11 protein-coding genes are annotated in these 12,891 nt (G+C 52.8%); 4 read left to right on the top strand and 7 right to left on the bottom strand.

The window, feature by feature from the left end; all coding sequences use genetic code 11:
• Window positions 1-428: 428 nt before the first annotated feature.
• From AC0LWM_RS30780 to wrbA, 6 genes are all read right to left on the bottom strand, one after another.
• Window positions 429-2,513: a LuxR C-terminal-related transcriptional regulator gene (locus AC0LWM_RS30780; protein ID WP_474678866.1), complete on the bottom strand. Its 2,085-nt coding sequence runs from the start codon at window positions 2,511-2,513 to the stop codon at window positions 429-431.
• 199 nt (window positions 2,514-2,712) lie between these two features.
• Window positions 2,713-3,183, bottom strand: a complete 471-nt coding sequence (locus tag AC0LWM_RS30775; protein WP_474678865.1) for a CcdC family protein — start codon at window positions 3,181-3,183, stop codon at window positions 2,713-2,715.
• Window positions 3,184-3,304: 121 nt separating this feature from the next.
• Complete coding sequence (locus tag AC0LWM_RS30770) at window positions 3,305-4,039, bottom strand: gamma-glutamyl-gamma-aminobutyrate hydrolase family protein (protein WP_474678864.1); 735 nt, start codon at window positions 4,037-4,039, stop codon at window positions 3,305-3,307.
• 586 nt (window positions 4,040-4,625) lie between these two features.
• Window positions 4,626-5,891: an APC family permease gene (locus tag AC0LWM_RS30765; protein WP_474678863.1), complete on the bottom strand. Its 1,266-nt coding sequence runs from the start codon at window positions 5,889-5,891 to the stop codon at window positions 4,626-4,628.
• The gene (locus AC0LWM_RS30760) at window positions 5,888-6,367 is read right to left on the bottom strand and encodes a DinB family protein (RefSeq protein WP_474678869.1); all 480 of its coding nucleotides are present in this window, start codon (window positions 6,365-6,367) and stop codon (window positions 5,888-5,890) included. The genes AC0LWM_RS30765 and AC0LWM_RS30760 overlap by 4 nt, the downstream gene beginning before the upstream one ends.
• A 266-nt stretch (window positions 6,368-6,633) precedes the next feature.
• Window positions 6,634-7,263 (bottom strand): NAD(P)H:quinone oxidoreductase, encoded by a 630-nt coding sequence (gene wrbA, locus AC0LWM_RS30755; RefSeq protein WP_474678862.1) that lies wholly within the window; start codon window positions 7,261-7,263, stop codon window positions 6,634-6,636.
• 273 nt (window positions 7,264-7,536) lie between these two features.
• Between wrbA and AC0LWM_RS30750 the strand changes: the two genes are divergently transcribed.
• The gene (locus tag AC0LWM_RS30750) at window positions 7,537-7,965 is read left to right on the top strand and encodes a MarR family winged helix-turn-helix transcriptional regulator (protein ID WP_474678868.1); all 429 of its coding nucleotides are present in this window, start codon (window positions 7,537-7,539) and stop codon (window positions 7,963-7,965) included.
• An 84-nt stretch (window positions 7,966-8,049) separates the two neighbouring features.
• Here the strand turns inward: AC0LWM_RS30750 and AC0LWM_RS30745 are convergent, their stop codons facing one another.
• Window positions 8,050-9,750, bottom strand: a complete 1,701-nt coding sequence (locus AC0LWM_RS30745) for an ABC transporter substrate-binding protein (RefSeq protein WP_474678861.1) — start codon at window positions 9,748-9,750, stop codon at window positions 8,050-8,052.
• Between the two features lie 451 nt (window positions 9,751-10,201).
• Between AC0LWM_RS30745 and AC0LWM_RS30740 the strand changes: the two genes are divergently transcribed.
• From AC0LWM_RS30740 to AC0LWM_RS30730, 3 genes are all read left to right on the top strand, one after another.
• A complete protein-coding gene (locus AC0LWM_RS30740; protein ID WP_474678860.1) occupies window positions 10,202-10,954 on the top strand; it encodes an IclR family transcriptional regulator in 753 nt (250 codons plus the stop codon).
• 148 nt (window positions 10,955-11,102) lie between these two features.
• Window positions 11,103-11,876: an SDR family NAD(P)-dependent oxidoreductase gene (locus AC0LWM_RS30735; protein WP_474678859.1), complete on the top strand. Its 774-nt coding sequence runs from the start codon at window positions 11,103-11,105 to the stop codon at window positions 11,874-11,876.
• Between the two features lie 80 nt (window positions 11,877-11,956).
• The gene (locus AC0LWM_RS30730) at window positions 11,957-12,868 is read left to right on the top strand and encodes a fumarylacetoacetate hydrolase family protein (protein WP_474678858.1); all 912 of its coding nucleotides are present in this window, start codon (window positions 11,957-11,959) and stop codon (window positions 12,866-12,868) included.
• Window positions 12,869-12,891: the final 23 nt, after the last annotated feature.

The following is a 12,891-nucleotide window of genomic DNA, read 5'->3' as shown; positions in this document are numbered from 1 at the left end:
GCTACGCTCGCCGCCGACCATGTATTCTGAATATTCGCAAAGTAACAGAGATTATCCATTATCTCGACGCACTACCCTACTGACTTACACAAACTTCTTGACGCTACCAAAAAAAGAAAATGTCTTCTGAATTTCAGTAATTATTTTCTGAACAAGGTAGAATCCGAAAATTACTTCTGCCCACAAAATCACTGCAAACCTCTAAAAGGTCCTTCGAGCTAAAATGGCCCTTAATAACCTAAAAGACCATTCCCAGACAAAAAAGCCTCACCAACCAAAAAAGGCCCTTCTTAGACAAAAAAGTCCCACATAGCAAAGGCCCTTCTCAGACAAAAAAGGCCCTCACAGCCCAAAAAGGGCCCTTCGATTGCTCGAAGAGCCCTTCCCTTCCCACAAAAGAACGGCTGGCACCGTCCATTGGCATACATTTAACGAACAAGTCCCTTCCGATACACTTTCGCCATCGCCTGCGTTCTGTCGTTGACGCCCAGCTTCTCGAAAATTTTCGTAATGTGGTTTTTGACCGTGTGCGAGCTGATGAACAGCCTCGCGGCAATTTCCGTATTGCTCATCCCGTGAATGACCAAATTAAGCACTTCACTTTCCCTTGGCGTAAGCGCAATTTCGTGTTTGTCCGGGCTTGCGGAGTGCGGGCGGCCATACCATGAATGAACGGTGCGTCCATTGATAAAATCGAAAAATCGTTTGCGAAGCTCCGGTTCGATCGACGCGAATGAATTATCGAGCGCCTCAAGCTTTTTGCCGGAAGCGATATACTTCCACGCGATCGCAATAATCTGCACAGGCATGTTCGTGCTTAATCGCTGGCAGGAGTTCGGCGGTAAAGCGTCATTCAAGAGGAGCTGACAGTCCTTGACAATCCGAATGACTTCTTCGTTTTTAATGATCGCGTACAAATATCCCGGTTCATATTGAATATACGGGCAAGCCTGCTGGATACGTTCCGTCTCCTCGGCCGATAAGTTCAGTTCCTCGGCGAACTTCAGCGCAAGCTCTTTAAGCTCGGCCATATATTCATGGCTCAGGAAACGGCTTTTCTCCAGCTGCTCTTTCTCCAAAATCCGGCCGACGGAAAATTGCACCACTAGATTTAACGCGGTGAAAAACGATATGTATTCGGCAAATTTCCTTTTATTCGCCGCAGCCGCTGCAAATACGCCTAAGACGACGCCCTCGCAAACGATCGGAATTTCCATGACGACGACATCCGGCATTTCCGAATAATACGGCGGCCCGCTGGACGATGCTTGGCTCTGCCTGCCCAAATACCGGTCCGTTACCGATTTAACGTAACGCTGTGACAAGGCAGCATCCATGTTGCGGGAAATGACCGTCATCTCCCCGGAATCCGGCGCGCGGTATATGACTGTAGCGAACTCTCCGCCAAACGTATTGTTTGCAACCTCAACATACATGAGCAGAATTCTTTTAATATCTTGAATCGAAGAAACAACCTGGCAAATATTAAAAATGGAATACAGCCTTTCCGTCTGCTTCTGCCGCTCTTCGCGAAGCCCTTGAATCGTGATGTTCGAACCGAGCAGCAGCGAAAAGATTTCGCCGTATTCGATATGCCGGAAATCCAGCCGCTCGCTCCACGTGCTGCCTACGAACAAGATACCGACGATCGTTCCGTCTTGATGAACGGGATATGCGGCGAGACATTTCGGCTCGATATGGCGCATTTTAAAAAACAATACGCGGGGGTCCCATTGGATATGCTCCCAATACGCATATTTTTCCGTCATCGCGATTTGCCCGAGAAAACCTTCGCCCGCAGAAAAAACGGCATTTTTGAGCGATTCCACATTGTTGCCGTATACGTACGATAGCTTGTACCGCTCGTCCTCGAATTTTTCCGCATAACCGACAAAATCGGCCTCGCCGAATACGCCGAACAAATGATTGCTCATCTTTTCATCCAGCAAGCGCTGGGTTGGGCGGGCATTCGCCATTTCATACATGATCGCGATTTCGCGGCGGCGCTGGTCCGCTTGCTTGGAAGATTCCATAATGTCGGCAACAATCTCAGCCAACAAGCCCATCCGTTTCAGCAGCAGCTCCTTCTGTTCCGCCGAAACGACAGGCAGCCGGTCGAACGCATCCTGCCAGGTTTCGCTAGGTTCAATAAACAGCTCTTTGTTATGCTTGACCAGTTCCTTCGTCTGCTCTTCGATAATGAGTCCAGCCCATATGTACCCTTCCGTCCGATTAAACGCTTTGATAGGAGCGAGCGCGAATTTGATGCCGCTGAATTGATCGTAAAAAATCGGCTGCTTCAGCTGCGAGGTTTGTCGTATCACATAGATGTAGCCTTCCTGTATCGTAAGGCTGAATAGCTTTTGTTCGAATAGCAACCTCGTAAAATCGTTAAGGCCCGACGGGCGTGTAACGAACCTTCCATATTTGTCGGTAATGTGTAACGTCATTCCACACAGTGAAGCGTAGGCATCTTGAAGATCTTGAAGTTTAGTTAGCTCTAGTTTGTCCATTCCGATCCCACCCTGTCATCGCATCGATAGTCGTGACCCATTCGGTGAATTGTGTTCCTTTCCATGATTTCACTTTGTAAAGGCTAGCGAATATAAGGATACTAAAAAAAGCTAAGGAACTCCACTGGAATTCGTTAGCTTTATTAGACAGGGACGGAGAATTATGCAATTGGGTACGGTCATTGCCACGCCAAAAGGTTTAAGCGTTTGCTCTCGCTTGCATGACCTTGCGGAATTTGATGAAGCTGACGAGTCTCCATGGGACGATATAACTGACACCAACTAAGAAAAACAAGTAGGAAAGCGTCATCGCGTCGATTCCGTCGATATAGCTGCGCAGCACGAGCCTGAATACGAGCAATCCGACCAGCGAAATGATGAAAGCAACGCTTTTCTTCGCGTAAATATGTCCGTCTTCCCGCACTTCAAAGTTGGTCGTCATAATCATCGGCAGCGACAACAGAAGCCCAAGGCCTACGGCCGCCCATTCCTCCGTGACTGTGAAATGAAGCTCCGGATTCGCGAGCTGTGTAAATCCGGCGGACAAGATCAGAACCGGAATCAGCATTCTCCAGCCCGAGCCTTTGATCGGGACGTGCATCGCGCGTGTCCTCCGCCATAAAATAAGCCCGAATACGAGCACCATGATCAGGATTGACATATTGTTCATTGAATTATTTCCCCTTCACCGAATGTTTATGTTTGTATCGTACTATGCGGGGCGATGAAAGGAAATGCATGAACGTCATTCCTTTCGGATGACATTTGTCATGGGCGTAGTTCATGTTAATTTAAAATCCTACCGTCTTATACCACTGCGCGGCGGACTCGACGAATCTCCGGCAAAGACCGAGCATTGCATCGTCGCGGCCCCACATCATCTCCGGGTGCCATTGAACGCCGATCGCGAACCGATGGTTAGCGCTTTCAATCGCTTCGATGACCCCGTCGTCCGATTCCCCGACAACCTCCCACCCGGAAGGAACATCCTTGGCGGATTGGTGATGAAAGCTGTTCGTAAAAATTCGATCGTTTCCGAAAATATCGCGCAGCTGACTTCCTTTCTTCAAGGTAACGTAATGCGTCGGCTCCGCGTATGGCGCCTTCTGCACATGCTGCCCGGCCTCCGGAAGCTGCGAGGCGATGTCCTGGTACAATGTGCCGCCGACGGCAACGTTCAACGTCTGGATGCCGCGGCAGATCGCGAGTACCGGCTTGCCCGCGGCTAACGCCTGACGTGTCATCGCCAGTTCGATGCGGTCGCGGAGCGGGTAGACGTCGCCAAGCTGGGCGTGCGGCATTTCGCCGAAATGGTGGGGCGCGATGTCTTCGCCGCCGGACAGCAGCAAGCCGTCGATACGGTCGACCATTTCAGAGACCATCTCGTCATCATCTACGAGCGGCAGAACGAACGGAACGCCGCCGCACTGGGCGATGCCGTTGAAATACCCGTCTCCGACGTAACATCCCTCGGAATTAGGGCGCAGCGATTTTTTCGTGCTGGAAATGCCGATGACAGGTTTCATCTCGATCTTCCCTTCCTCGATTTGTTCATGCGAAAGGTTCGGTTTGTAATGTCATATGTTGCGACATCGTAAAAGATGAAGCCTTTTTGCGAGGAAATACGGCAGTGAGAGCATCACTTGTATGAAGAGTGAGAAGCTGCGTGTCTTGTCTTAGCTTTATTTTACAGTGCGTGGACGATGCAATCAATTATATTTTCTGAAATTTCTAAAATCTCAAATCAATCATCCCACTCAGAAAGTTTTGGCTGAAATTCAGCAGATAATTTCTGAAAATCTGATAAAAATTCGCGTTAAACTTTAGATTCAGAAAAAAATTTCTGAAATTCAGAATATTTTGGCTAAAAACAGTAAATCGTTTCTGAATTCCGATTGCACCCTTGTGTTTTTGGTAAATTAAGAAAATAGGTTCTTAAATTCAGAAATTATTTACTGAATTCAATATTCAAGCTCATTTCCACATGTGGGAAATGAAATGCAAAAAAGGCACAACCCGAACGTGCGATTCGAAGTTGTACCTTATCGGTAGCATGGCCTTTAGAATGCTTTGATTATACCGTGTCTTCGGCCAAAGAGAGAATACGCTTTTTCAATTATTTACTGTTCCACCGAGTTCCGCCGTTCTGCGTTTCCATCGCAAATATAGTAAACATCCGGCGGCGACCAATATGGGAACGGCCAAATATCCCGTCGAAAACGGCGCGATGCCGATGCAGCATGCCGATGCGGCGATCGCCGACCATCGTCCGATCCGGTCGCGCCACAGCAGCTTCACGCAGGCGAGCGATGCGACGATGTACACGAAGATGCCCAGCGTCGTCGGCACCATGATCAACTGGTCGACCGGTACGCTGGCGACATAGCTGATAACGAGCACAAGCGTGTTCGTGCCGAACAGGAAGTATACGCTTCGCTGCGGCACGCCGCGTTTGCTGAGCCCGGCAAACCATCCCGGCAGGTTGCCGTCGCGCGCCAATGCGTAGCCGAGCCGCGCCGAGCTGGCCAAGTAGACGTTCAGCGTGCCGAGGCACACGATGCAAGCGATGACGGCGGTTGCCAAGCTTGCGCTGAGCCCAAGCGAATTGCTCATCAGCACCGCGAGCGGAGCCAGCTTGCCTTGATCGCCGTACGTATGCGTGCCCACCGTCACGAACGACAGCAGCGTGTACACGGCCCCGATCACGAATACGCTCGTCCACGTGCTGCGCATGACGTCCCGCTCCGGCCTGCGAAACTCCGGCACGAGATGCGTAATGCTCTCCCAGCCGAAAAACGCCCAGAAGATGAGCACGCACGCTTTGCCGATGCCGGTTAGTCCATGCGGCGCAAACGGCTCGAACTTAGCCGCCTCGGTGACCGGCAGCGCGAATCCGATCGTCGCGAGCAGCAGAATGAGCACCGCGCCGCTTAACACAAGCGATACGAATCCGCTTGCCCGCATGCCGAGCAGGTTTGTGACAAGCGCAACGACAAGAAACGCAAATGCGAGAATGTAGTACCACGCATGGGGCAGACCGAATACGGCAACGATGTACCCCGCTCCGGTCAAGCCGACAACCGTTTGCCCCGTAGCGACCCAAACGAAGAAGAACCAGCCGACGAGCGCGCCCCAGGTCCTTCCGAACGCTTGCTGCACGATCGTCGAGACGCCCCCGAAATCGTGCGCTTTAAGCGCCAGCCTCGCGAACGTATAAGCCAGCGGGATGCTAAGCAGCGATAGGATGATCCAGGATACGATCGAGGCGGGTCCCGCCACGTCGGCCGTATATCCCGGCAGGATCAGGATGCCTGAGCCGAGCACCGCGCCCATATATAACGCGACGCCTTGCGCGTAAGTGATCGAACGTGTGCTCATGCGTCCGCTGCCTGGAGAAAGCGGTCGATCTGTTCGCGGTGATGGCGGTCATGGCCCGTGAAATCTTCGAGCAAATGTTGGAGGCTTTCGTCGTGGCCGTTAATCGTAAACGGCAGGACGAATTCCTCTTCGGATTTGCCCGCAAGCCATGCGACTAGCTCGCCGCGGACCCGTGCCGACTCATCGAGGATCGCCGCGATCGGGATGCCGCTTCGGGCATACGCGCCCGCCTCGCGGTTGACCGATTCGTAGTCGGCGAAGTCCTTGCTTTCGATATGGGCGCCTTCTGCGATAAACGGAAAAAACTGCCGCTGCATCACTCGGTCCCAGAACAGCAAGTGCGCGACGATTTCCGTGGGAGACCATTTGCCCTCCGCGATCGGTTCGCGCAAGCGCGCTTCCGGCACGCTTTGCAATTGGCGCAACCACGGGATATACGATTCGAACGCTTGAATCAATTGCTCCTTCTTTTGCATCAACCCGTCCACCGCCTATGTACAAGATATGAGATATGAGACATGAATATGACGTGAATTAACCACTGTTCATTATACCAAACCGTACAAGAGTTCGCACTAATGTAATTGCTCGTACTGCACGGCGGACGACTCACGCGCATGCAAAAAAGACATCCAAGCTGGATCGGCTTATCGCCTTCCGTTTGAATGTCTTGTTTCACCTACAGCCTTGCTGCAGAATTTATCGCATCGTCTGCAATATGAATGCCGTCGGCCGACGAAGTTTATTGCTTCGCCGCTTTCAACGCTTCCGCTATGCGGGCGACACGGGCGCCCAAACGTCCGGCCATCGTCAAATCGCGGACATCCGGCGAGTTTTCCCCTCTTGGCCCGGCAACGGTCGAAGCGCCGTAAGGCGATCCGCCGATGCCGTGGGACGTCAACTGCTCCGGATTTTCGCCGTAAGGCAGGCCAACGTAGATCAAGCCAAAATGCAGCAGCGGAACGATCGAGGTGAGAATCGTCGCTTCTTGACCGCCGTGGATGGAGCCGGAGCTGGAGAAGACGGATGTTGCTTTGCCTTCAAGCGCGCCGGTCGCCCACAATCCCCCGGCCGCATCGAGCACCTGCTTCATTTGGGCAGGCATCATGCCGTACCGTGTCGGAATGCCCCAAATAATGCCGTCGGCCCACTTCAAGTCTTCCTGCGTCAGCTCGGGAATATGCGCTTGCGCTTCTTGTGCTTTGACATAATACTCCTGTGCCGACATCGCTTTTTTCACGGCTTCGAATTCAGGCACGCGCACGACTTTGACCTGCGTATTCGGAACTCCCTTAGCCCCCTCTGCCACCGCGTTTGCCATTTGGAAAATGTGACCGTATGCGCTGTAATACACCACGAGAATGTTACTCATTTTGATATCCTCCTTATTTCCTCAAAATTAATTATTTAAAATTTTATATATTAAAATTTAATCAAATTCTACCGAAATAAAATGCCACTGTCAATACGAGATAACACGGAGGCATGTAGTCCCGTATCCGTCGGATTTCCGGTTGTGCGCGATCATTGACTTAGGGAAGAGGATAGCCTAATATATGACTAATTATGATGAACTCAAGGGTGATTTGATTTGGATATAAGGCACAGTCCGGAAACGGAGACATCGCTGCACTTGTACCGCGTCATGGCCAAGGCGTTCAAAAGCATCGCGGAACGGACCACGGGCAGCATCAAAACATACGGCATGAATCCGACCGAGTTCGCCGTGCTGGAACTGCTGTATCATAAAGGGCCGCAAGCGCTGCAGCAAATCGGCAGCAAGGTGCTGCTGTTCTCCGGCAATACGACGTATGTCATCGACAAGCTGGAGCAGAGCGGCTTATTGCGCCGGGAGCCTTGCCCCACCGATCGCCGCGTCATTCACGCCGCCTTAACGGACAAAGGCAAGGAGACGATGGAGGCGATCTTCCCTCAGCACGCCGATCTGATCTGCGATACGTTAAGCGGCTTGTCCGAAGAGGAGAAGCGGCAGGCGATCGTTTTGCTGAAAAAGCTCGGATTGGAAGCCGAAAGCAAGCTTCCCGCCAAGGATAAACGGCTCGCTCCGTCTTAATTCGACGATATTTTGCTGAGAAGATAGCAGAAAGGGGCTATCCTGAGCCACATCTATGGCTTTAGGATTGCCCCTCTTTATCATTTAACCGGTGCGAAACCATACGTTCTTCCAATCAATCGGGGTGTGCGCCTTGTCAGGCATGCCTCGAAGCTCGCCTGGAACACGGACCGACAACCGCTCATGGAACAATCCGGTGAAAGCGCCAAGCGCATTCAGCTTGTTTTCGAGCTTGGCCAACAGCTTGTGGCGGTCCTTGCCCGCCGCTTCGGTCCGTATCGCCTGCAGCGCCTGATTGATATAAGCCGTTGTCGCGCCGTCCAAACAGTGCAGCAGCGGACAATGCTCGTCATGCAGCAAACGTAACAAAGCCAACTCCGGGTTACCGTCGGTGCGCACGTCGGAAATGATCATATCCGCTTCCTGGCATCCCTGCCCTGATCCCCATTCCGCTCCGGGGATAAAAGCGCATTCGATCCCAATGCCGAACTGCGAATAAACATCCTGCAGCCATGCGGACAAACTCCGGTTCTCCGCCGTATCCTCTGCGAGAAGCAACAGCTTCTCGCCCTGATACCCGCTCTCGCGCAGCAGCTTTCGCGTTTTTTTCGGGTGGTAGTCCGATTCTTCTTCGCTTCCCGGTTTTGCGACCAGCCTATGCACCGGGCATCGCATGCCAAGCTCATTCGCCCCCGCCTCGCGATCGATCGCGTACAATAACGCCTGGCGCAGCTCGTGCCGCTGCATCATTCCCGGCTTCCGCAGGTTCAGCGTCAGGAAACGGAATACGCCCGCCTCCAGGTCGTACGTTCTGCATCCGGCAGCCTTGGCCGTCGCATCGACCTCCGCGTTCCCTACCCTCCACAGCTCGATCCGGTCGATCTGCGGACTTACTTGGAAATAGGCTGGATTCGCGGCGAGTACAAGTTTGTCTGCTTTTTGCTCGACGATTTGAAAGGGCCCGGTTCCGATGCGGGGTTCGGACAACTCGGATTCGGAATCGCCCGGTGCAGCGAAGATTGGCATAGTACTAAGCAGTGGGAGCAGCAGCTCGTCCGGTTCGTTCAATGCGATGTGCACCGTTAAATCGTCAACCGCGCTAATTTCCAGTACCCGTTCGAATACCCAGCGAATCGGAAAATCCGCAGCAGGATTCTTCATTCCTTGCAGCGTGTGCACGACGTCGCGGGCCGTTAGTTCCCTGCCATGAGAAAGCCTTACATGGTTTCGCAAAAACAAGGTGATGGTCGTGCGCTCTTCATTCCACTCCCAGTCGTGCGCCAGCAGCGGTTCGATCTCCATTGTTTTTCGGTTCCAACGTACAAGCCCGTCGAAAGTTTCTTTCGCGAAGCTATCCGCAAACCCGTCCAAATCGGCGACCGGGAGCCGTAAAACATACAACGATTTGCCCCCGGACTCCTCCATTCGGCAGCCGAGCTGCCCAGACAGCTTGCCCCGCAGTTGAACCCGATAGTCCTCGCCGAGCGGCTCCACCAGCTCGATCGCCTCCAGCCAGTCGCCTCGCGCAAGCGTGATCTCCGCCGCTTCGTAGATGACTTGCTCGCGCGATTTCAGCAGCGTCATCCGCGAACGGTTGCTGCGCCCGCTGCCAGGGTGCCATTCGATCCACCCGTGCTCTCCCATGTGACGCAAAATATGCCGCGCATTCTGCTTCGTGCAGTCAAAAACACGCGTCAGCTCTTCCATCGTAATCTCCGCCGATTCCCCTTCAACAGCTTGTGCAGCATATTGGCGCATGTTGAGGTAATGAGTCAGCAGCCTCATCCGAACCGCCCCTTCGCTAAAAGGTAAAATGAATGTTAATTGGATCATACATCCAGTTTCTCTTTTTCGTCAATACAGATGTTGTTCGTTTTGAATGTTGTAATTTGAGATGTTGTAAATGGTGCAACAATCGATCGAAACCTAAGCGGATGATTACGAAAAGTTGTACCGCGTGCAGCATTTTCAGCGGAACCGGGAGATTTCTGACGATATTGTTGTATGGAATGCAAGATTCCCTCTCCAAAATGCGGATTTACACTACAGTTCCTGCAATTTGTACAACATTTTGAATTCAAACAAAGCTATCTGTATGCGGCGTAACCCGGTCTGAGATCACGGATCGTAATCCGATCGATCGCATTGACCCTACTCCGCGCGGGTGGTATGATGAAGGTGTGCATTTTATAAACCAGGTTTATTATAATAAACCGACGTAAAGAGAGGTGTGGTGATGAGCGAAAAATATTGGGTGCCGGCCATCGCCAGAGCCGACCTTATATTGCAAGCCATCGTGGAGCAGCCGGGACAATTGCGGCTGATCGACCTCGCGAAACGTCTGGACATTAACAAAAGCTCGATGTTCTCGCTGCTGGCTACTTTGGAAAAGCTCAACTGGGTGACGCGGGAGCGAAATGACACCTACCGGATCGGGTCCGCTCTGGCCATGATGGCCTCGGCTTCGATTCAGCAGTTCAGTTTGCTTGATGCGTTCCATCAGGAAGCCGCCGTCGTAAAGCAAACGATCGGCGAATCGATCCAGCTTGCCAAGCTCGACGGCAGCGAGGTGCTCTATCTCGCCAAGGAAGAAGCTCCGACGCCGGTCAGGCTCGCTTCCGAGCCCGGGATGCGATTTCCTGCGCACGCAACCGCGCTTGGCAAAGCGATGCTCTCCGACTTGCCGGAAGCCGCGATCGAGCGGCTGTATCCAGACGAAAGCGCAAGCCTGGCGATGCTGACGCCGCACACGTTGTCCTCGAGGCAGCAGCTATGGGATCAGCTTCAAGCCGTCAAGCGGCAGGGCTATGCCTTCGATTTGCAGGAATCGGTCATCGGCTTCTGCTGCGCCGCCGCGCCGATCCGGGATGTCAACGGCAAAATCGTCGCCGCCGTCAGCAGCTCCATGCCGCAGCATCAATGGGAGCTGAAGAAAGAGAGTGTCGTTCAGGAAATTTGTAAGTTGGCCGGAAAATTATCAAGGAAATAAACTTGATCATTCTTCCGGCTTGGCCGGAAAATTATCAAGGAGTTAAGCTTGATCATTCTTCCGGCTTGGCCAGAAAATTATCAAGGGGATATACTTGATCTTCTTCCGGCAAGCTGCGGACTTATTCTACTTTTAGGAGATGAATGGTATGAGATTGGAAGGTAAAATTACGCTCATTACGGGCTCCGGCTCCGGAATCGGCAAAAGCACGGCCCTCTTGTTCGCCAAAGAAGGCGCCACCGTTATCGTTAACGATTTGGACGCGGCCAAAGGAACCGAAACGGTCGAAGAAATTACGGCTGCGGGCGGCAAAGCGCTGCTCATTCAGGCGGACGTGACGAACCCCGATTCCGTCAAAGCGATGGTCGATCAGGCGATCGCGGCTTACGGACGCATCGACGTATTGTTCAACAACGCCGGCATCAGCGGCGTCGGCGCTTTGCATGAGGTTGAGCCCGAGGTATGGGACCGCGTCATGACGGTCAACATCAAAGGCGTATACTTGCCGTCCAAATATGTCGTCGCGCACATGATGGAGCAAAAAAGCGGCTCGATCATCAACATGTCGTCTTGCATCGCCGAAATCGGGCTTGCGCGCCGCGCTTCTTATGCGGCAACGAAAGGCGCCGTGCTCGCGCTGACGAAATCGATGCAGGTCGATTACGCGCCTTACGGCATTCGCGTCAACGCGCTGCTGCCAGGCACGATTCTCACGCCGTTCGTTGAAGATTACTTGCGCAAATCGTACGACGATCCGGAAGCGGCCTATGCATCGCTCAAAACGCGCCAGCTAAGCGGCGACCTCGGACGCCCGGAGGACGTGGCGAAAGCGGCTGTATTCCTCGCTTCCGACGATTCCAAGTTCATGATGGGCTCGCCGCTCTACATTGACGGCGGCGTCGTCTTCGGGAAAAACGCATAAAGCAGCCCCACAAAGTAGGGGTCTCGCTTCGAAGATCATTCAGGTACTTTGCAACCTGATATTTAAGGAGGAACTGATCCATGAAGTTATTAACGTTCAAGAAAAACGGACAAAACGCGCTCGGCATCAAAACCGAGCAAGGCATCATCGACGTAGCTGCCGCGGCCGCTGCGCTCCCTGCCGGTGCGGCGGCTAATGCGCCGAAGGATATTCACGCGGCGATTGCAGGCGGACAAGCCGCTGTAGCGGCATTGCAGGCGCTTGCGGATCAAGCCCTGGCGAACGAAGCTGCCCGTCAAGCGGCATTGCTCGACGAAGCAACCATTACGTTCGGCCCTTCCGTCACGAATCCGAGCAAAATCATTTGCGTTGGCTTAAACTATCGAAAGCATGCCGAAGAAACGAACGCGCCGATTCCGGAATATCCGATTTTGTTTAACAAATTCGACAATACGATTACCGGGCACGGCCACGATGTCTATTTGCCGAAAGTATCGCAAAAAGTGGATTATGAAGCCGAGCTCGTCATCGTCATCGGCAAACAAGCCAAATACGTCGATAAAGCTTCCGCCCTGGACTATGTATTCGGCTATACGCCGGTAAACGACGTTTCCGCCCGCGACCTGCAGCTCCGCACTCATCAATGGCTGCTTGGCAAATCGTGCGACGGCTTCAGCCCGGTAGGACCTTATCTCGTGACGGCGGACGAAGTCGGCAATCCGAACGCGCTGGATATCAAATGCATCGTCAACGGCGAAGTACGCCAAAGCTCCAATACGTCGGATATGATTTTCTACTGCGACGAAATCGTCAGCTACATTTCGCAGCATATGACGCTTTATCCGGGAGATATCATCTTGACCGGAACGCCGGCCGGCGTCGTTCTCGGCTACCCGCCGGAGAAACAAGTATACCTAAAAGACGGCGACGTCGTTACCGTCGAAATCGAGAAGCTTGGCTCGATTACGAATACGTTCCGCGACGAGAAATAAACAGCAAGAAGGCGACCTGGGAG

The sequence above is a fragment of the Paenibacillus sp. sgz302148 genome, assembly GCF_056120465.1.
This window is presented reverse-complemented; position numbering and strand designations above follow the sequence as displayed.